The organism is Psychrobacter glacincola (assembly GCF_904846215.1).
GTDB lineage: Bacteria > Pseudomonadota > Gammaproteobacteria > Pseudomonadales > Moraxellaceae > Psychrobacter > Psychrobacter glacincola.
The window spans coordinates 286,216-306,358 of record NZ_CAJGZK010000001.1; the positions used below are offsets into that span (position 1 = coordinate 286,216).

Annotated in this window: 17 protein-coding genes and 1 pseudogene; 9 read left to right on the forward strand and 9 right to left on the reverse strand. The window is 44.0% G+C overall.

Annotation, left to right across the window (positions count from 1 at the left end; genetic code table 11):
- Window positions 1–146: 146 nt before the first annotated feature.
- From dnaE to cysE, 5 genes are all read left to right on the forward strand, one after another.
- Window positions 147–3,890, forward strand: coding sequence for a DNA polymerase III subunit alpha (dnaE, locus tag JMW90_RS01065; RefSeq protein WP_201561268.1), 3,744 nt, complete (start codon window positions 147–149; stop codon window positions 3,888–3,890).
- 117 nt (window positions 3,891–4,007) lie between these two features.
- A complete protein-coding gene (locus JMW90_RS01070) occupies window positions 4,008–4,364 on the forward strand; it encodes an Hpt domain-containing protein (RefSeq protein WP_227691811.1) in 357 nt (118 codons plus the stop codon).
- Window positions 4,364–5,245, forward strand: a complete 882-nt coding sequence (locus tag JMW90_RS01075) for an RNA methyltransferase (RefSeq protein WP_201561270.1) — start codon at window positions 4,364–4,366, stop codon at window positions 5,243–5,245. Before JMW90_RS01070 ends, JMW90_RS01075 begins: the two co-directional genes overlap by 1 nt.
- 99 nt (window positions 5,246–5,344) lie before the next feature.
- The gene (locus JMW90_RS01080; RefSeq protein WP_201561271.1) at window positions 5,345–5,788 is read left to right on the forward strand and encodes a YtoQ family protein; all 444 of its coding nucleotides are present in this window, start codon (window positions 5,345–5,347) and stop codon (window positions 5,786–5,788) included.
- A 148-nt stretch (window positions 5,789–5,936) separates the two neighbouring features.
- Window positions 5,937–6,848, forward strand: coding sequence for a serine O-acetyltransferase (gene cysE, locus JMW90_RS01085; RefSeq protein ID WP_201561272.1), 912 nt, complete (start codon window positions 5,937–5,939; stop codon window positions 6,846–6,848).
- A gap of 55 nt (window positions 6,849–6,903) precedes the next feature.
- On the opposite strand, the gene JMW90_RS01090 is transcribed toward cysE, so the two are convergent.
- The 6 genes from JMW90_RS01090 to pheA all read right to left on the reverse strand — a co-directional run bounded on the left by JMW90_RS01090 (window position 6,904) and on the right by pheA (window position 14,033).
- Window positions 6,904–7,440: a 2-amino-4-hydroxy-6-hydroxymethyldihydropteridine diphosphokinase gene (locus JMW90_RS01090; RefSeq protein ID WP_201561273.1), complete on the reverse strand. Its 537-nt coding sequence runs from the start codon at window positions 7,438–7,440 to the stop codon at window positions 6,904–6,906.
- Entirely contained in the window at window positions 7,430–7,852 is a 423-nt protein-coding gene (gene folB, locus JMW90_RS01095; RefSeq protein ID WP_201561274.1) for a dihydroneopterin aldolase, read from the reverse strand. Before folB ends, JMW90_RS01090 begins: the two co-directional genes overlap by 11 nt.
- Before the next feature lie 74 nt (window positions 7,853–7,926).
- The gene (gene rarD / locus JMW90_RS01100; protein WP_201561275.1) at window positions 7,927–8,886 is read right to left on the reverse strand and encodes an EamA family transporter RarD; all 960 of its coding nucleotides are present in this window, start codon (window positions 8,884–8,886) and stop codon (window positions 7,927–7,929) included.
- Between the two features lie 265 nt (window positions 8,887–9,151).
- Entirely contained in the window at window positions 9,152–11,494 is a 2,343-nt protein-coding gene (locus JMW90_RS01105) for a bifunctional prephenate dehydrogenase/3-phosphoshikimate 1-carboxyvinyltransferase (protein WP_201561276.1), read from the reverse strand.
- Window positions 11,495–11,567: 73 nt separating this feature from the next.
- Window positions 11,568–12,710: a histidinol-phosphate transaminase gene (gene hisC / locus JMW90_RS01110; protein WP_201561277.1), complete on the reverse strand. Its 1,143-nt coding sequence runs from the start codon at window positions 12,708–12,710 to the stop codon at window positions 11,568–11,570.
- 141 nt (window positions 12,711–12,851) lie between these two features.
- Window positions 12,852–14,033, reverse strand: a complete 1,182-nt coding sequence (pheA, locus tag JMW90_RS01115; protein ID WP_227691812.1) for a prephenate dehydratase — start codon at window positions 14,031–14,033, stop codon at window positions 12,852–12,854.
- A 465-nt stretch (window positions 14,034–14,498) separates the two neighbouring features.
- Between pheA and JMW90_RS01120 the strand changes: the two genes are divergently transcribed.
- Window positions 14,499–15,440 carry a transaldolase gene (locus tag JMW90_RS01120; RefSeq protein WP_201561278.1) on the forward strand — a complete coding sequence of 314 codons (942 nt, stop codon included), beginning with the start codon at window positions 14,499–14,501 and terminating at the stop codon, window positions 15,438–15,440.
- 328 nt (window positions 15,441–15,768) lie between these two features.
- Entirely contained in the window at window positions 15,769–16,221 is a 453-nt protein-coding gene (locus JMW90_RS01125; protein ID WP_201561279.1) for a hypothetical protein, read from the forward strand.
- Between the two features lie 272 nt (window positions 16,222–16,493).
- On the opposite strand, the gene JMW90_RS01130 is transcribed toward JMW90_RS01125, so the two are convergent.
- Window positions 16,494–17,063, reverse strand: a complete 570-nt coding sequence (locus JMW90_RS01130) for an adenine phosphoribosyltransferase (RefSeq protein WP_201561280.1) — start codon at window positions 17,061–17,063, stop codon at window positions 16,494–16,496.
- A gap of 338 nt (window positions 17,064–17,401) precedes the next feature.
- Between JMW90_RS01130 and JMW90_RS01135 the strand changes: the two genes are divergently transcribed.
- The gene (locus JMW90_RS01135) at window positions 17,402–17,566 is read left to right on the forward strand and encodes a rubredoxin (RefSeq protein ID WP_011280463.1); all 165 of its coding nucleotides are present in this window, start codon (window positions 17,402–17,404) and stop codon (window positions 17,564–17,566) included.
- A 28-nt stretch (window positions 17,567–17,594) separates the two neighbouring features.
- Window positions 17,595–18,632, forward strand: coding sequence for an alpha/beta fold hydrolase (locus tag JMW90_RS01140; protein WP_201561281.1), 1,038 nt, complete (start codon window positions 17,595–17,597; stop codon window positions 18,630–18,632).
- 108 nt (window positions 18,633–18,740) lie between these two features.
- Here JMW90_RS01140 and JMW90_RS01145 read toward each other — a convergent pair whose 3' ends face one another.
- Both JMW90_RS01145 and JMW90_RS14025 read right to left on the reverse strand, forming a co-directional pair.
- Window positions 18,741–19,907: a WG repeat-containing protein gene (locus JMW90_RS01145; RefSeq protein ID WP_201561282.1), complete on the reverse strand. Its 1,167-nt coding sequence runs from the start codon at window positions 19,905–19,907 to the stop codon at window positions 18,741–18,743.
- Between the two features lie 135 nt (window positions 19,908–20,042).
- Window positions 20,043–20,143, reverse strand: a pseudogene (locus tag JMW90_RS14025) (IS30 family transposase); the annotation flags it as partial.

Below are 20,143 nucleotides of genomic sequence, written 5' to 3' on the forward strand. Positions count from 1 at the left end.
AATGCTATTATTAACGACCAAATTTAAACCTTAAAAATACAAACTTTAGCATTTTACTACGCCCTAAAAAAACATAAAGTATTGATAATAAAAAATTTATCATCATACAACTCATTCCTTCTCGATCGCATCCGTAAGAGTCTTCTATGGCATTTGTACATCTTGGCATCCACAGCGAATATTCTATTACCGATTCTATCGTCCGTATTAAGCCGCTTATCAAAGCGGCGGCGGCGGACAATCAAAGCGCCCTTGCCTTGACCGATTTATCAAACCTTTATGCCACGGTAAAGTTTTACCGTGCTTGCTTAGGTGCGGGTATCAAGCCCATCATCGGTAGTGAAGTCATCATGGAAAATGAGGACACGCGTTTGACCTTATTAGCGATGGATAACGAGGGTTATCAAAACATCACTCGCATCGTGTCGCTTGGCTTTACCGAAGGTCGCGCTGACCCTGTCAACCATGGTACGCCTGTCATCAAACGCAGCCATATTTTAGAGCACGCGGCAGGCGTCATTGTCTTATTCACTGAAAAATCTGATGTCGGTCAAGCGTTGGTTGGCTCCATGCCAGAAAAAGCCGATGAGCTGATTACAGAGTGGCAAACAGCATTTAATGATCGCTTGTATTTTGCGATTAAGCGCACCAATCGTACGGGTGAAGACGCCTTTATTAAAGCGGCTATTCACTCAGGCGCTAAGCATCATATTGCTATCATTGCCCATAATGATGTGCGGTTTTTAGAGCAAGATGATTTTGATGCCCATGAAGCGCGCGTTTGTATTGCTGGCTCTTATGTACTTGCCGACCAAAATCGCCCGCAGACTTACTCCGATGAGCAGTACCTGAAAACTCAGGCACAAATGCAACAGTTATTTGCTGATATTCCGCAGGTTATTGACAATACTTTGCACTTAGCAACGCGCTGTAATGTGACATTGACGCTCGGTATTAACGTACTACCAGAGTTTCCAGTACCTGAAGGCGAGACCACTGAATCGTTTTTTCGCTTAGAATCGCAGCGCGGGCTTGAAAATCGCTTAGACAAACTTTTCCCAGTTGACGCGCGCAGTGATAATTGGAGTGATATCCGCCAAAGATACGATGAGCGCTTAGAGTATGAGCTAAAAGTTATCCTATCGATGGGTTTCCCCGGTTACTTCCTTATCGTGATGGACTTTATCCGCTGGGCAAAAGCCAATGGCGTACCAGTCGGTCCCGGTCGTGGTTCTGGTGCAGGCTCGCTCGTCGCTTATGCGCTCAATATCACCGACCTCGACCCTATTCATTACGACTTACTATTTGAGCGCTTTTTAAACCCTGAACGGGTGTCCATGCCCGATTTCGATATTGACTTTTGTATTGAAGGTCGCGACCGCGTCATTGATTATGTGGCACAAACCTATGGTCGAGAAGCGGTATCGCAAATTATCACCTTTGGTACCATGGCAGCAAAAGCAGTGGTACGTGATGTGGCGCGCGCACAGAGTAAATCCTACTTCCTTGCCAGCAAGATGTCGAAACTTATTCCCAAAACACCGGGTATCACACTCAGTCAAGCGCTCGAGCAAGAGCCACAGCTCAAAGACTTACTCTCCAATCCTGATAACATGGATTATGAAGATGCCATCGAAGTGTGGGAAATGGCCATTAAGCTGGAGGGTATTTGCCGGAACGTCGGTAAACATGCAGGCGGTGTGTTGATTGCGCCGCACAGAATTACCGATTTTAGCGCCATCTATTGTGATGATGAAGGTCACCGCGTCAGTCAATTTGATAAAGATGATGTTGAAGCAGTTGGTCTGGTCAAGTTCGATTTCTTGGGTCTGCGTAACTTAACGGTCATTAGTGCAGCCGTTGAAAACATTAATAAGCGCCGCGTTAAAGAAGGCAAAGAGGCGTTGGTATTAGAAGACTTGCCCCTTGATGACGCGAAAGCCTATAAGCTCTTGCAAGATGCCAAAACCACCGCCGTCTTTCAGCTAGAAAGTATGGGCATGAAAAAGTATCTCGCTAAGTTGCAGCCGACCAACATCGAAGACGTGATTGCTATGTGTGCGCTCTATCGTCCCGGTCCGCTTGATGCCGGCATGGTTGAGATGTATATCGACCGTAAGCATGGGCGCGAAGAAGTTATTTATGACCATCCCAATCTTGAGCCAATTTTGGAAAACACCAACGGCGTTATTGTCTATCAAGAACAAGTGATGCAAATCTCGCAGGTAATGGCGGGCTATAGCTTGGGCGGCGCGGATATGTTACGCCGTGCGATGGGTAAAAAGAAACCGGAAGAGATGGCAAAACAGCGCGATATCTTTGTGACAGGTGCCACCGCGCAAGGCATTGATGAAGCGACATCAGGCGGCGTCTTTGACTTGATGGAAAAGTTCGCCGGTTATGGTTTTAACCGCTCGCATTCTGCCGCATATGGCGTGCTGGCTTACCAGACCGCGTATCTAAAACAGTACTACCCTGCTGAATTTATGGCAGCGGTACTGACCTCAGATATGAATAACACTGATAACGTCGTGTTCTTTATTAATGATTGCCGTGAAAACTTTGAATTAACGGTGGTAAATCCATCAGTCAACCGCAGTGAATGGCATTTTGTTGCCGATACGCCGACCAATATTATTTATGGTTTGGGCGCGATTAAAGGCGTTGGTGAAGGCGCTGTCGACTCTATCGTTGAAGCGCGTCGCCGTGACGGATACTTCAAAGATTTATATGATTTCTGTCGCCGTGTTGATATCAAAAAAGTCAATAAACGCACGCTTGAAGCCTTAGTCAGTGCTGGCTGTTTTGATGACTTTGCGGCGACTTTACGTCCAGACTTGCTAAGCGATGAAGCTTACGAGATTCGCGGCGCATTAATGAGTCAGCTGCCAAGTGCTGTACAAGCCGCTGAGCAAGACCGTCAAAACCGCGAAATCGGCATGATGGATTTGTTTGGTGAAATGGATGGTATCGTCGCGGCGCCGCCACTGGTTATGACACCAGAGCTGATTTGGGGCGACAAACACCGTCTAAAAGCGGAGAAAAATACCTTAGGCTTGTATTTAACCGGACATCCTATCGATGAATATCGCGACGAGCTAAAGCATTATACCTCAGGTACGCGTCTCGACAAATTAACTGATACCGGCTATAACGGCAGCTGTTATTTTGCCGGTCTTATCATCGATATCGCCAATTTTGGCACACGTAATGTCATTATTTTAGATGATGGTACTTCAAGACTGGAGGTCAGCTGCTATGCGGAGCGCTTTAACCGCGTCAAAGAGCAGCTTAAAGTAGATGAAGTTGTCATTATCAAAGGTAGCATCCGTGAGCGTGATGGACGGCTGTTTGCTCGCCTTGACAATGCCATGAGTATGGTCGATGCGCGCTTAAGATGGCTCAAAAAAATCAGTATTAAAATCCATGGTAGTGATATCGACCTACTGACGCGCATGCAGCCTTTGCTGAAGCCTGCACAAGCCAGCATTATTCCGGCACCCAAATTGTCTTATGACAATGAGCAAGACGAGCAAAGTAGCCATACTAATAACGACAGTTTTGGCGGTTATAATGCGGCAATGGGTGGCAGTTTATATGACGAAGACGGTAATGATTTATTGGCGTTAGAGAATAATATGGCGCAAGACGCTTATTCAAACAGCACTGACCGAAGCCTGAGTGAGCAAAGCTATGCCAATAATACACTCAGCAATACTGATGCCTCTATTAGAGATAATTGCCTACCGCTTGGACTCAGCATCTATGAAGAATACGGCATTGCCAATGTAGGACTCTCTGAGCATTGGCGCATTTATCCGAACGATGACAATTTGCAGCAGTTAAAAACTATGATTAGTGAAGATAACTTGCATTTTCACTACAGCTAACAAATACCTTACCGTTAGCATATTTATTAGTAAGAAAGTATTTATTATAATGATTCTTTCTACGCTACCTTTAATCCTATTGGACACACGACTATGGCTAATATTATGAACAACGATATGACCGCCATAACTGATGACGAAATTATCAATACTGAGCAGTTTGAAGACATGCGCGACTTATTAGAAGAAGACTTTGTCGATTTGATACAAGTCTATTTTAACGATTGTCGTCGCCGTATCACAGAACTGAGACAAGCTCAGCAAGAAGAAGATAATGCCAAGGGCTTTGAGCTTGCTCATGCGTTAAAAGGCGCCAGTGTCAATTTGGGCGCAACCCAAATGACGCGTCTTGGCAGTCAATTACAAGAGCTTTGCCGTGAGCATCTTATCAGCGAGCAAGCTCCACTTATCGAGGACATCGCCATCGCCTTGCAACGTGCTGAGCAAGACATCAACCAGAGATTAGGACAATAATGAGTAACAACGTACCCTCATCTTTCATAACAGCAGTATCAACTGTCAGCGATTATCTGTCTAATATGCAAGTAGTGATGGTCAATACGACATTGCCTGCCAATATTGGTTCAGCAGCACGCGCCATGCACACCATGGGGTTATCGAGATTGACGGTGGTTGACCCCAAATTGCCGATTGATGACACCAGCGTCTCTCATGCTGCCGGCGGTAGTGAGTTATTGTCATCAGCAATCATAGCACCAACGCTTGAATCTGCTATCGCTGATTGCCAGTTGGTATTTGCGGCCAGTAGTCGTAGCCGTCATTTGCCGCGCCCTGTGGTCACGCCGACACAAGCTGCCAAAATCATGCTGGACTTTATTGACAAGCAAAATGCGATTAATGAGCGAAATGGTATTGATACAGCGCCCAACATTGCCATTTTGTTTGGACGTGAAGATCGCGGATTGACCAATGAAGAATTGGCTTATGCGGACTATCATATTCAAATTGATGCTAACCCTGCTTATCCAGTACTCAATGTTGCTTCAGCGGTGCAAGTGATTGCGAGCTTTATTTATGCTTATACGCAAACGCATATCCAAGCTGACAGCGAAGATAATAATATAGCACAGGTAACTGACAACGTAGAGACGCTTGGACAAGGGATGCTTAATACCTATGTGCGCCAGCAATGGGATGAACCCGCAATTACTCAGCAACAATTGCAACAGCTTACTGAGCGTACCACCGCATTGATGGTTCAACGCAAACTGGCAGATAGTGAAAACTTAAAATCGCTGCCATCACGCTTGTCTAGACTCGGTTCACGTATTCAACTCGATCAAAAAGAGTATCAATTACTCAGTGCCCTGCTAGCAAAACTTTTAAGAGACTAAAGCTCTCCTGCAAAGCTTAATAAGTTAATTGTCTTGCCATCATTGGCATTATTAGTAGTACAGGTAGTTATATCATTTAACAATAAAAAGGGATTCACGATGAATTGGACTGTTTATTTATCCGGAGAAATACACACCGATTGGCGTCAAAAAATTATGCAAGGCGCGAAAGATCATGGTCTGGCTATTAAATTTACATCCGCAGTGACTGAGCATGAAGCCAGTGATGCGGCAGGTGACGTGCTTGGTAAAGATGACAATGGATTCTGGCGCGACCATAAATCATCCAAGGTTAATGCGATTCGCACCAAAAATATGATTCAAAACTGTGACATTGCTATCATTCGTTTTGGTGATAAATATAAGCAGTGGAACGCCGCATTCGATGCCGGCTACTGTGCCGCACTAGGCAAGCCTTATATCACCCTGCATGCTGAAGATATCATTCATCCGCTAAAAGAAGTGGACGGTGCGGCAATGGCATGGGCACAAACGCCTGAGCAGGTTGTTGAGCTGCTAAAATATATTACCAGTGATAGCTAAAGGCTAATAAAAAATCGCCTGTAGCTGAAGCGCGAATAATTGGCGTTTTATCTACAGGCGATTTTTATTTAGCGTACATTGCTATATTTTGTGCTACAAAACTGCTATAACTAAATAGAGTGTATCCAAAAATACGATAGGACAATTTATGTCATTGCCAACTGCTTTATTCAAATCGCTTGTCCGCATCAAAAGAGACTTAAAAGAAGATATCGATGCGGTATTCAATCGCGACCCTGCGGCGCGTAACAGTCTAGAGGTAATCTTAACTTATCCTGGCATCCACGCACTTATCCTACATCGCGGCGCGCATTGTCTTTGGCATAATGAGCAAAAGCTTGCCGCTCGGGTGATTTCTTACGGCTCGCGCATCATCACTGGTATCGAGATTCATCCTGCTGCCAAAATTGGTCGTCGGTTTTTTATTGACCATGGCATGGGTATCGTCATTGGCGAGACAGCAGAGATTGGTAATGATGTGACCCTTTATCATGGTGTCACACTAGGCGGTGTTTCTTGGAATAATGGCAAACGCCATCCGACATTAGAAGATGGTGTCATCGTCGGTGCTGGCGCTAAGGTCTTAGGACCATTTACTGTTGGGAAGAATGCTAAAATCGGCTCAAATGCGGTGGTGGTAAAAGCGGTTCCAGCAGGGGCAACTATGGTCGGTAGCGCCGCTCGTATGATTTCAGATCATCATGACGAAAAAGGCAATCCTATCACGACCAAAGTCAATGATGCCAAACAACAAGAAAAAGCGGCGCAAGCTGCTTCTAAAGATGATCACTCAGATAAAAAACAGGCAAACCATACAGCGCGCGAAACCACTTTTCAAGCTTATGGCATAAACCCCATGTCACAAGACCCTGTCGCTGAAGCCTTTGCTAAAATGCTTGAACACATTCAACAATCAGAAAACCGCTTAGATCAACTACAAACTGCTATGTGTAAAATCGATCCTAATTTTTGCAAAAAAGAATATGACAAATTGTGCTTAGAGGATTTGGACGTGATTGGCAGAAGTAATATAGATGAGATAGCTGCTAAGTCGCAATAGCATTTTCTGTTTATGCTGGGTTTAACGCTGTGTTAGATCCAGCATAAATAATCCATTATAAAACATTCATTCCTGCTAGCAATTCTTCAACCCCTTCTCTTTCATGTGCCTTAAATGGATAACGATTTGCCATAATTATCCACTTGGACCATTCAAGTTCTTTATTTTTGCTTAGGCTATTATCTTTGGTAGCTAACTTTATGAGCAAAATATCGATGTCCATCGTCACTTGTTTGATAACCGTCTGCAATTCTGTCAGTCGCTGTCTTTGACAAGCGCCCTCAAACTGTTTAAATATCTGGTGTAGCTGCTGCAAAGCTATGGGCGTCGCTAAAGACAAATAAACACACTGGTTGGTGTAATCAGGTTTTGACAGCTCTATGCTGGCAGTAAAGTCAGGGTTTTGAAAAGCCGTCGACAGTGTTATAGCACCAAGATTCGCCAAACGCTTTCGGACACGCGGCAAGTGTATCTGCGCATCATGATTGCTGCCCAATGCTAGTAGCACAGCCGTTACAGGCTGGGCTTGCAATGCTTCAGGCTCGCAGCTTGTCAGTGATTCAAGCAAATGATCCAAAGCTTTATGCATCATCAGCTGAGCTAGTATCAGCTTGATTGCCAGACCCATTAGATGCCGCTTGGGCATAGCGAGTGATTTGTACACCAACCGCATCTGCTTGTTCAATAGCGGTAGGCTTGGCAACACTTAAGGTAATTTTATCGCAGCTATATTTTTCGAGCAATTTATCAGCGATTTGCCCAGCCAGATGTTCAAGCAACTGTGCTTTGATAGCTTGGCACCATGCGGTTACGTCATCACAGACCTCTTTATAATTTAGCGCATCTTTTACCTCATCTGAGACAGCAGCGCGGCTAATATCAGTTTCAAGCGCGATATCAATCAATAACGGCTGAGTAATGGCGCGCTCCCATTCGTAAACGCCAATCACTGCCTCTACCTTTAAAGCTTTTACAAACACGACATCAGACTGAGTATGAAACATAAAAGCATCCTTGTTAATTGTATTTTTTGACTGTCTATTTTTTGATGATTTAGTTTAGTGATTTGTTTAGTGATTTATTTAGAGGATAACGCCTCTTCACGCAGGCGCGCCGCTTTTAGCTGTTTACTGGGGCGATGACGCCATAAGTCGATACTGAACAATAACAGACCCAACCAAATCAAACCAAATACCGCCAAGCGATGTAAATCAAATGGCTCATTGTAATAGAACACGGCCAAAAAGAAAATAAAGGTTGGGGTCAGATAATTCATAAAGCTAAGGATACTGTAAGCGACCAGTTTGGTAGACTTATTAAACATCAACAGCGGTATCAAAGTAATCGGTCCTGCCAGCATCAGCAGCCAAATCGAGGGCGTAAACCAAAAGCCAATATCACTACTCGCCACATCAGACTGCCAAAACCATGCGATAAAAATAGGCAGTAACATTGCCGTTTCGACAAACATGGCATCGACCGCTGTCAGAGGGGTTTGGCGTTGTATGGTGCCATAAGTACTAAAACTAAACGCTAAGATCAATGAAATCCATGGCAAGCTACCAATCATAACCACTTGAATGACGACTGATAATAGCGCAAAGCCAATGGCGACCCATTGTAGGGTACGCAAGCGCTCTTTGAACAAAATCATCGACAATCCCACGCCAACCAGTGGTCCAATAAAGTAGCCCAAACTGGCTTCTAAAATCTGATCATGGTTGACCGCCCATACATAAGTGAGCCAATTGATCGCGATGATAATACCTGAGATAAAAGAATAGGCAATCCATCTGGGATTTTTCTTTAGCGTGTCAATCCACTGCCAACGCTTGGTCACTACCAGCACAATCAGTAGACAGGTAAACGTCCACACAATGCGATGACCAATGATTTCGGTGGCATTATAATCTGATAATTGCTTAAAGTATAAAGGAAAAGCGCCCCAGATAAAAAAGGCGATAAGCGCAGTAATGATACCGCGTCTGGTGGTTTTAATAGGAGCAACCGGTTTTTTGATGACATTTTGGGTAGTCATAAGATAGGACAACTTTTTAGAGCAAAGCGCGCGCTCACCCAATTCTCATCATTGATGACAATCTGGTGGTAAGAACACAGGGTTACTACAGATAGTGTAAAAGGTAAAAAGCAATGTGCTGATACTGAAAACCGTATCAACACATTGCTGGCGAAAACCACAATTAAAATAAAAAAATCGACAATAAAATTAAGAATTTATCTGATTAATTTTATTGTTGAGCCAATATCACTGAATCTCATTGGCGCACATTAAAAATACTGCGTTAAGCACTCACAACGTCAATAGACATACCAATCTGGTTGGCAAGCTCTGCAAATCCTGGGAAGCTGGTATTGACGGTTTCAACGCCTTCAATGTTGATTTGCTGCGAGGCACGTAAGCTTGCAACAGCAAAGCTCATAGCGATACGGTGGTCATGATGCGAGACGATATGTCCACCACCAAATACCGCTTGACTGTTCTTCACTTCATTGAGGTTAGACTTACTGCCTTTACCTTCAATGATTAGACCATCATCCGTCACTGTACAATCAACACCTAGCGTTTGTAGCCCATCTGCCATGACCGCAATACGATCAGACTCTTTGACACGCAGCTCTTTTGCGCCCGTCAAAACAGTGCGACCTTGGGCGCAGCTGGCAGCAATGAATAATACAGGGAATTCATCAATCGCGAGCGGCACCAGATACTCTGGTATTTCAATCCCCACCAAGTTTGAGCTACGAATGGTAATATCAGCTACTGGCTCACCGCCAACATGGGTCTCATTACTCAAGCTGATATCCGCTTGCATCAGCTTAAGGATATCGATGATACCAGTACGTGTTGGATTGATGCCGACCTGTTTTAAGGTCAATTCACTATCTTGACTGATTGCAGCAGCAACCATAAAAAACGCCGCTGAAGAGATATCAGCAGGCACCGCAATATCACCGCCTGTTAGCGTGCCACCGCCTTCAACACTGATGCGATTGCCATCGACAGTCACAGGATAGCCAAATGCCGATAACATGCGTTCAGTATGGTCTCGGCTAACTTCAGGCTGAGTGACGGTCGTCGTGCCTTCCGCCCAAAGTCCAGCCAGCAATAAGCAAGACTTAATCTGAGCTGACGCAACTGGCATCTCATAATCGATACCCTTTAGCGGTTTGCCGGCCGTATCTCGACCAGTGATACTGAGCGGCGCTGTACCTTTTTGACCGGTGCTTTGAATCACTGCACCCATCTGACGTAATGGCGCGGCTACACGCTCCATTGGGCGCTTGTTTAAGCTGGTATCACCTGTCAGTACGCTATCAAAAGCTTGTGCGGCTAAAATACCTGATAGCAGACGCATACTGGTACCAGAGTTACCCATATATAGGGGCGTTTTGCTTGGCTTTAAGCCATTCATACCAACGCCATGAATGGTTAAATTGCCATTATCAGGACCTTCAATGGTCACGCCCATATCGCGAAATGCTTGCAAAGTGGCAAGCGCATCTTCCCCTTCCAAAAATCCAGTCACGCGGGTCACACCGGTTGCAAGGCTACCGAGCATAATACTACGGTGAGAGATAGACTTGTCACCAGGAATGGTAATGGTGCCAGAGACGGTGTTGCTTGGGGTAATATTATAAGAAGCTGACATGGCAGGAGTATCCGTATAAGGGGTGCTGGCTAACATATGGCCAAAATGTCGCCGTGCGGCTTGCGCGCGGCCCAAAAGTCCCATCAGGGCGGTTGAATCTTTATCAATGATAAGCTGACGTATATCATTTAAATAAACGCTGTACTCATCAAGGGCGCTGACTATCGCGCTTTGGTTGGCAAAAAATATATCATGCCACATTTTAGGGTCGCTGGCAGCAATGCGCGTAAAGTCACGAAAGCCACCTGCTGCATAGCGAAATATATCTAGATTGTCATCATGACTTGCCAGCTGCTCAACCAGATTGAAGGCGAGCAAATGCGGAAGATGACTGGTATGGGCCAATATCGCATCATGATGCGCGGCCTCCATCGGCATAACGCTAGCCCCTACCGCTTCCCATAGTTGCCTGAGCTTTGCAATTGCCAAATGACTGGTCGTTGGTAGCTCACAAATAATGACGCTATGATTGACAAACAAGGTGGCGCGGCGAGCATGATACCCCGAATTTTCAGCACCAGCAATCGGATGTGCTGGCACAAGCCCAGTAGGCAATGTCTCAAACACGGCTTGGGCAGCATCAATGATATTGACTTTAGTACTACAGACATCAGTAATGATGCAATCAATATCAAGCTGTCCATTATCCATTGCGGCTTTGATATCGACAAATACGGCTTGTACCGCTTGTACTGGCACCGCAATGACAATCAGATCACTACCAGATACCACTTCGCTTAATATTGCACTACCAGCTTCTAGCAAACCATGTTGAATCGCTTCTTCTATACTCGGTAGATGTCTGTCTACCGCGACCAGTCGCTGACTCAATCCATTGTCTTTGATGGCTTGGGCAAGACTGGCACCAATCAATCCAAGCCCAATCACACACACTTGCTGGAATAGTGGCTGCGCAGAGGATGGGGTCAGTTTGGTTGCTGCTTGAACATTTACGGTATGATTTATTTTTTGCATATTGTTTTAATTATTAGGTTACTTATTAAACTGCTTATTAAATTGCTTATTAGATTACTTACTAGTTATTGATTTAATCATCGGTCAAAATAGAGCGCAGAGTATCAATCAAACGCATATTGTCTTCTGCGACCCCTACACTAATACGCAGCCAATTATGCAAGCCATAAACCTCTAGCTGGCGAACGATAACGCCTTGCTCAAGCAATGCCTGATAAATCACAGCAGCGTTTGTATCTTCCATTTCAACTTCGATTTCGACCATAATAAAGTTGGCATGTGACTTTATAAAACCCAGTCCCAGTGCATCAAACTGTTTTTCTAACCAACGCATTTGCTCGTCATTCATCAGACGAGTTTTTTCAATAAAATCTTGATCCGCAAGTGCCGCCGCCGCTGCCGCCAGTCCAATGCGGCTCACATTAAATGGCTGACGAATGCGATTAAGCAAATCTGCCACAGCTACCGAGCTCAGTGCATAGCCAACACGCAGACCAGCAAGACCATAGGCTTTAGAAAAGGTGCGGACGATGACCACATTATCAAATTCATCTAACAGTGCTCGATTATTGCTCTCAGGACTATATTCTATATAAGCTTCATCCAACACCACCAGTACTGAGCTTGGCACACTGGCGACAAACTCTCTCAGCTCACCATGTTCAAGCTGCGTACCGGTTGGATTGTTCGGATTGGCAATAAAGACGATTTTGGTATTGAGGTTATCCTGAACCGCTTGGCTCATGGCTTTTAGGTCGTGTCCAAAGCGCTGAGCAGGCACTTCAACATCCATAGCGCCTTGCATTTTAGCGAGCATCGAATAGACTATAAAGGCATACTGACTATAAACGATTGCATCATCCGCACCCACAAAACTACGCGCCAAGATATCAAGCAAATCATCAGAGCCATTACCCAAAGTAATCTGATCAACATTGACATCATTAAAATCAGCCAATGCTTGCTTTAGATAATAGCCATTGCCATCAGGATAACGTGATAGCTGACCCAACTGCTCAGTAATCGCTAGCGTGACGTGCGGCGAGCAGCCTATCGGATTTTCATTACTGGCAAGTTTTACCACATCTGACACGCCATACTCACGTGTCAACTCTTCAATAGGCTTGCCAGTTTGATACGGCGCCAACGCCAAAATACTGTCATAAGCAGGTACGAGCGGTAATAAATTTGACTCTGTCGATTGCGTAGACTGCATGATTAATCCTTAGATGTGATAACGCATCTATTATTGGCTAAGCCCATTAATGTCAATAGGGACCGCTGTTTGTGATAATACAATTTATAAAGCGTCTGCTGCTAATACCAATCAAACGATCACCAACAAAAATTATTATATTTATAGTACCGCTTTTGGATACGAGCCTAAGACACGTAAGTCTTTGACCAATGGGCGAATATCAGCGATAGCGGCGCTCACATTTGGGTCTTCAATGTGCCCATTCATATCAATAAAGAAGACGTAAGCCCACTTATTAGGACGCTCAGGGCGCGTTTCAATGCTGGTCATCGACACGCCATGGTACGATAAAGGTTTTAAGATTTCGATCAGAGCGCCCGCTTTGTCATGCGCTGAGACCATAATCGAGGTTTTATCTTGACCCGATGGTGCAATCGCTTCATGACCAATAATCAAGAAACGGGTCGTATTGCTTGGATTGTCTTCGATATTTGAATACAGTTTATGCAAATCATACTCTGCCGCCGCCACGTCACCGGCAATCGCTGCCGAATGCCACTCATTCTTTAAGCGACGTGCCGCTTCACCATTACTCGATACCGCAACACGCTCGACATTGGGATAATTCACATCCAGCCAATGACGACACTGTGCCAATGATTGTTGGTGCGAGTAAATACGGCTTAACCCATCAAGTTTGGTATGTTCAGCGACCAAAAAGTTTTGATGAATCGGCAGCTCAACTTCACCGATTATTTTTAATGTAGAAGATAAAAATCCATCTAGCGTATGATTGACCACACCTTCAGATGAGTTTTCAACCGGCACGACGCCATACATTGCGGTGCCTGCTTCAACTTCACGAAAGACATCAGTGATGGTATTGAGCGGTACAGTATCTGCCGCTTTACCAAAGTGCTTTAATGCAGCGGCATGGGTAAAAGTACCTAATGGACCCAAAAACGCAATGCGCTGCGGGGCTTCTAAATCGAGGCATATCGACATAATCTCACGGAATAAGCGCGCCATTTTTTCATCGGCGATAGGGCCTTCATTACGCGCCATGACGGCTTTTAGCACTTGCGCCTCACGCTCTGGACGATAAAAGATAGGGTTGGTATTTTCAGCAGCAGGATCGTTGGCAATGTGATTCTTTTTCACGCTCGCCACTTGCTGAGCCAATTTGGCTCGATTATTAATCAGCGTCTGAATTTCGCAGTCTACCGCATCGATACTGCCACGCAATGTATTTAAAAACTCTTTATCCGTTGCGGTAGCGCTGATGCTTGCGGTGGTTTGGTTCAGATTATCATTGTTTTGTTCTGCTGACTGCTCACTCATTACCGCCCATCCTTTTTAGATTTTATGACTGTTAGGTATAGCTACTTGTCAATGATGACTATAAATACTTCTTTAAATAAACACTTCTTTAAAAGACATAAATATTTTTGCTATTCGTTACTCTTATATTGCCAATTTATCATTATTGGTTTTTTAAAGCAGCGCTATGTTCTTGGTAAAGTCCATAGTATTTGCGAAGCTCAATCAGTGACCGGCTCTACTATAGCAAAAACTACGGACAGTGCCCATTCGTAAATGAGTGTAAAGTGACAAATCATTATAAATGTTAGCATAGTTAGGCGATATACGAGCTCAGCCTGTTAAAACTATCAGGTAACATGTGCCCAAATCTATGTTACAGTTTAAACGAACACAGGATTTTATCCATAATAGACCACAACCATCCATAAGAAAATAACACCATTAATGAATAATACCATTAATGAATAATACCAAGGATATCTGATGAGCGCATTACAACAGCTTCGCACTATGACTACCATTGTCGCTGATACAGGCGATCTTGCCGCCATTGAGCGTCTAAAACCTATCGATGCGACCACCAATCCAAGTCTAATTACCAAAGCTCTGATTCATCCTGATAATGAAGCGGTATTATCAGAAACCATGAGTCGCCATCGAGATGATATCGACGCGGTGATTGATGAGCTGACCATTCAAATCGGCTGTAATATTTTATCTTTAATCGAAGGACGCGTCTCAACTGAGGTCGATGCCCGCTTGTCCTATGACACACAAGCGACCATTGATAAGGCATTGGCATTCATGGAAGCCTATCAAAAAGTAGGTATCGACTCAGAGCGCGTATTGATCAAAATGGCAGCGACTTGGCAAGGTATTGAAGCTGCCCGCTATCTCGAAACCCAAGGCATTCACTGCAATCTCACCTTGCTCTTTGGGCAACATCAAGCCATCGCTTGTGCTGATGCTGGCGTGACCTTGATCTCCCCTTTTGTTGGACGTATTTTGGATTGGCAAAAACGCCAGCAAAACCGTCAAAACATACCCGTCTCTGATGACATGGGCGTACAATCGGTTAAGCTCATTTATCAATACTACAAGCAGCATGGCTACAAAACGCAGGTAATGGGCGCAAGTTTCCGCTCAACTGAGCAAATATTGGCGCTGGCAGGCTGTGATTTATTGACCATCGCACCTGACCTCATTGATGAGCTGGCGGCAATGGATATCGAGGTTACACGTCAATTATCAGCAAGCATGTCGATGGACATGACAGATATGACGCGAGTGAGCTTGAGCGCTGAAGAATTCAGTAGCGCCTATCAGCAAGACACCATTACTCAAGATCTATTACCCAAAGGCATTGACGGCTTTATCGGTGCGCGTGATGAGCTTGCCCATATGCTAGCGAGTATGCGCAGCTAAGCTATAGTCCGTTCAAAATAAAAGCGATACAATTGTAATAACGTGCTATTGGCTATAATTTTTCTTGCTTGCTGCTGGCAGGCGTGACAGAGGCTGCAAAAAATTTATCGCCAATAGCACTGTATCGTTTTTAAAATGAATCGACTATATATGTGATTAATATGGATGTATAACCAAGCCTATCTAGCTTGAAAGTTGCTCACTAAAACACTAGAAAACAGTGAAAATATTACATAAGTATACGCAGCAGGTAATAAAAGAAATTTGCCTGCTTATAGTAAGTTGGCTATGATGAGCGATCTAAAATGACTAGAAGCAAGGCTTAATTATGAAACGGCTAGCAGTGGTATTAGCAAGCAGTACGCTTGCGATTGGTGCTCATGCAGTAAACTGGTCAAAAGTCACAGAAAGTCAGACCGGTTCCATTTTTAGCTTAGATTTGGATGCTATCGAACGCTCTGACATCAATATCCTTGATGAAAAGCGCGTCGAAAATATTACCGTCTCCATTCGTAGAACTTACCCTGCATTAAAAAGTACAACGAGTGACAGTAAAGAAAGCGGTATTCATCATAGCGACCAGCAATGGCTTATCTCTTGCAAGGATGCCAGCTATTACAGACGGGCATACGTTTATTATACCGCTGACGACAAGGTAATAAAGTCTTGGCAATCAGAAAAACCTCTCCTGACCACCAAAGATTTTAAAATTACTGCCCCAAAAACGGTCAGCCGTATGCTAGTCGAGCAAGCGTGCAAAAACTACGAGCAAGCCAAATAGCACAAATAAAATAGGCAAAAGCAATCTAAAAAAGCATCATTGAAAAAGCGCGCTGAACGTATTCAGCGCGCTTTTTTGTCGTCATCATTTATGTTTAACGAATAAAATCTTATAGTCAGTCCACTTTTAAAAAGGTACATAACTACTGGGGCTAATTATTCGCAGCCTCTGTCTGCATGGGCACTGCAAGCAAGAAAAATTAATACCAGCAGTACATAATGTATCGATATTAATTTTTATTTTTAACCCCTATAAGTAAAAATGCCCGTCATTTACGCCTTTAATACCGTATAAATAGGCACTGGAAAATCGCCATGTAAATCCACCAAATCTAATAATACTAATGCACCAACGACCGTATGATCAGCTGATTGACATAGCTCATAAGCGGTAGTCAGTGTGCCGCCCGTTGCCAAGATATCATCAACCAATAGCACGCGCTCTGGTGGCAGATTATTTTGCATCTCAAGAGTGTCTTTACCGTACTCTAGCGCATAGGATTTATTGGCAACAGGCGGCGGTAGTTTGCCGGGTTTGCGTAGTAAAATCATACCCTTGCCCAAACGTCCTGCCAGCAAACTCGCGAACACAAATCCGCGCGCTTCAACAGCACCCAAACAATCTACCTCGTCCATTATGCCTTCAGGTAGAACAGCCAGCAGCGCATCAATGACTTCATTAATGTGACTGCGTAGTAACGGTGTAATATCATAAAAATCAATGCCGACTTTGGGGAAGTCTGGTACTGTGCGAATGATGTTCCAAAACGGATGATCGGTATTGAGGGTATTCGATGACTCGGTTGCAGTATCAGCTGCTGTAACAGCGGTGTTTGCGCTCATAATAACCCTTAACGTCTATAACTTAAATAATGATGTAACAATAGCAAATAGTATATGCATCGGAAAATTAGCGGCGGCTATCATAGCATAGTCGCCTTTAATATTGCGCGGCAATGGGAAAAACATTACTGCTTAATTAGATAAAATCAGGCATAGTGACTTGATAAATGCTGACTAATCTCAATATACAAGTGTAAACTTAACTATGAAAACAACGGTTATATGCTAAACTGGCTGCGTTTTTACAGTCTAAATATTGACGGTAATCATTCTTGATGTGCCATCAATATCATCTTAAAAACGTATAGTAACACTGCTAATAATCGACAGGACTCTTTATGAAACGTTATGAATGTATTGTCTGCGGCTGGATATATGACGAAGCACTTGGCTGCCCCGAAGAAGGCATCGCGCCGGGCACCAAATGGGATGATATCCCTGATGATTGGACGTGCCCAGAATGCGGCGTTGGCAAGCTTGATTTTGAGATGCTAGAACTTTAAGCCAATGACCTTTTAGATAGGACCGTTCATGACAGAAAAAAATGACATTAATAATGCTGCTAACTTGCCTGAGCCATCGGATAGTAGCTTGAGCTATCCGACGCCTGAATGGCAAAAATTTGGTGAGCACCAGTGGTGTGCCTCGGATCTTAGCGAGCATCTTTATCAAGCCATGATAGATATCGGCGACGGCATCGAGCTGTGCGTTGAAGCTGGCGGTAATCCTAATCATCCGCCACTACTTATGATTATGGGGCTTGGCTCGCAAATGATCTTTTGGCCAAACCATTTTGTTAAGCGTCTTATTGATGCCGGCTTTTTTGTGATTCGTTTTGACAATCGTGATATTGGTTTGTCCTCTAAAGTACAAATCGATGGTCTACCGCGCATTAGTCAGCTCAAAATGATGATGCGCCTGCAAACGGGACTGTCTAATAAAGGCACGCAGGTTGCCTATAATTTGACCGATATGGCAGAAGACACGGCACGCTTAATCAAGGCATTGCAGCTTGGCAAAACGCATCTGCTTGGTGCTTCTATGGGTGGCATGATTGCCCAGATCGTAGCAGCGCGTTATCCAAGTCTAATACAGCGGATGGCATTGATGTTTACCACGACCAACCGTGCCTTTTTAAAACCACCAAAGCCTAGACAGTTATACACACTGATTAATCGCCCTGAGAGCCATTCTGAGCGTGATATCGTGCGCCATAGTGTTTGGTTTATGAAGACTGTCGGCACCCCAGGTCATGTGAATGTACGTATGGTACGTGACATTGCCAAGATACGTTATCAGCGTAATTTCCATCCTCTTGGTACGGTACAACAGCTAAATGCCATCTTGGCTTCAGGCTCTATCAGCCGCTTTAGTAAACAAGTCAAAGCACCGACGATTGTATTGCACGGTAGTGCAGATGGGTTATTACCTGCCTCACAGGGCCGCGTCGTTGCCAAAACCATCCCTAATGCCAAATTTCATTTGATTGAAGGCATGGCACATGATATTCCTGAGTATTATCAGCCATACATGGTAGATTTGATTAGCAATCATTTATTAGAAAAGTAATCTTTATAAGTTAGCTTGTGACATTTATCGCCTAAAGAAGAGAGCCTATAGCAATCATTAATCGCTATAGGCTCTTTTTTTGGTCAAAATAAAATATGCTGTCAATATTTAATCACAGGTGACAGCCGCACCTTCTTTATCTATGCACATCTTATTACCATTTTCTAAGCTGCCAATCCAGGCCTTATCCTCTACAAACACAAAAGAAGGCTTGTCCTTATAGTGGCTCTCAAGACTGAGACTTTTATTGTCAGAATCATTAAAGCCATTAAAACCATTAAAGTCATCAAAATCCTTAAAACTAAAAGGAATCACAAGCTCGCCGCCAAGATTGATAAAGCCCCACTCGGCATCGATACGCACGCCCGCTAGCCCTTCAGAGAATGGACGTACTTCGTCGAAAGAATACGTAATCATAGTGACATTATTGTCATCAACAAAGCCCCATCTACCATCTTGTTGCCGCGGCTGCAGCGTGGTAAAGCGATTAACGGGTATGGATGCTGATTTTTTTTGTGTGCTATTTGCGCGATCGCTAGGATTAACCGCTGATTTACTAGCAGCGGGTCGATCATTTACCCGGCTATTTTTGGCGCTTTTACTGTCATTACTTTTAACATTGTCTTTTTTAACATTGTCTTTTTTGACATTGGCATTTTGAGTATTGGCATTCTTAATATTGCCCTCTTTATCAAGCCAGCTGATCGCTTTGTTTTTGCGTAGACGAGCCATACCGCCTCGGTAATCATCAATATCACTAATCGCTGCCGAAAACGGCACAACAGTCCTATTGGCCGTGTCAATAACGCCATAATGACCGCCCTGTTTGACCACAATGCGACCTTCCGATACGGGGCGTGCCCAGCCTTGACCGTCATTTAGCGCATCGTACATCACAGGAATCACTTCACGACCTTGCATATTCAGATAACCGACATGACTATTACGCATGACAGGCAATAGACCTGCTGATATTTTATTTGCATCCACTTTTTGATAGCGCGATAAATCAACAAGGCTTTTACCTTGCTTATTGATAAGAGCAACCGGTGCGCCAAAGTCTTTCACCGCTAAGAAATAACCACTACTCGCCGTACAAGAGACGTTTTTATAGTAGCTTTTAGGGATTTTACAGCTGGCAGCTTGGGCACTTGGCATGACAAATAACGCCGTAGCTAAGATGCCAATCATCAGAGCACAGCGCCTTATTAGGGATGACTGATCTTCAGATTTCGTTAATGACAATGATCGTTTTGATAAGGTACGTTGGAGCATAAGCAAACCTAAGCTAAAAGTAATAAGGGCTATTGGGGCAATTTAAATGAGATGGTATAAATAGAGTGTTTTAAGGGTGTTAGTTCTTTAAGCTGATGATATTACAATACTTAGATTAACACACCAAGTGCAACGCTAATTGATATTATAGAACACCTGATTGGGCGTCTTGAATCCCAGCCGTTTTCTCGGTCTGTTGTTTAGTTTGTTCTCAATGTGCTGTATCTCATCATCAC

Bases quoted from the DNA above. Each gene is read 5' to 3' on its own strand.
- JMW90_RS01125 (WP_201561279.1), top strand. From the start codon at position 15,769: ATGAAACGGCTAGCAGTGGTATTAGCAAGCAGTACGCTTGCGATTGGT.
- JMW90_RS01105 (WP_201561276.1), bottom strand. From the start codon at position 11,494: ATGCAAAAAATAAATCATACCGTAAATGTTCAAGCAGCAACCAAACTG.
- JMW90_RS01145 (WP_201561282.1), bottom strand. From the start codon at position 19,907: ATGCTCCAACGTACCTTATCAAAACGATCATTGTCATTAACGAAATCT.
- JMW90_RS01130 (WP_201561280.1), bottom strand. From the start codon at position 17,063: ATGAGCGCAAACACCGCTGTTACAGCAGCTGATACTGCAACCGAGTCA.
- rarD (WP_201561275.1), bottom strand. From the start codon at position 8,886: ATGACTACCCAAAATGTCATCAAAAAACCGGTTGCTCCTATTAAAACC.
- JMW90_RS01075 (WP_201561270.1), top strand. From the start codon at position 4,364: ATGAGTAACAACGTACCCTCATCTTTCATAACAGCAGTATCAACTGTC.
- JMW90_RS01120 (WP_201561278.1), top strand. From the start codon at position 14,499: ATGAGCGCATTACAACAGCTTCGCACTATGACTACCATTGTCGCTGAT.
- JMW90_RS01135 (WP_011280463.1), top strand. From the start codon at position 17,402: ATGAAACGTTATGAATGTATTGTCTGCGGCTGGATATATGACGAAGCA.
- cysE (WP_201561272.1), top strand. From the start codon at position 5,937: ATGTCATTGCCAACTGCTTTATTCAAATCGCTTGTCCGCATCAAAAGA.
- dnaE (WP_201561268.1), top strand. From the start codon at position 147: ATGGCATTTGTACATCTTGGCATCCACAGCGAATATTCTATTACCGAT.
- folB (WP_201561274.1), bottom strand. From the start codon at position 7,852: ATGTTTCATACTCAGTCTGATGTCGTGTTTGTAAAAGCTTTAAAGGTA.
- JMW90_RS01090 (WP_201561273.1), bottom strand. From the start codon at position 7,440: ATGATGCATAAAGCTTTGGATCATTTGCTTGAATCACTGACAAGCTGC.
- JMW90_RS01070 (WP_227691811.1), top strand. From the start codon at position 4,008: ATGACCGCCATAACTGATGACGAAATTATCAATACTGAGCAGTTTGAA.
- JMW90_RS01140 (WP_201561281.1), top strand. From the start codon at position 17,595: ATGACAGAAAAAAATGACATTAATAATGCTGCTAACTTGCCTGAGCCA.
- JMW90_RS01080 (WP_201561271.1), top strand. From the start codon at position 5,345: ATGAATTGGACTGTTTATTTATCCGGAGAAATACACACCGATTGGCGT.
- pheA (WP_227691812.1), bottom strand. From the start codon at position 14,033: ATGAGTGAGCAGTCAGCAGAACAAAACAATGATAATCTGAACCAAACC.
- hisC (WP_201561277.1), bottom strand. From the start codon at position 12,710: ATGCAGTCTACGCAATCGACAGAGTCAAATTTATTACCGCTCGTACCT.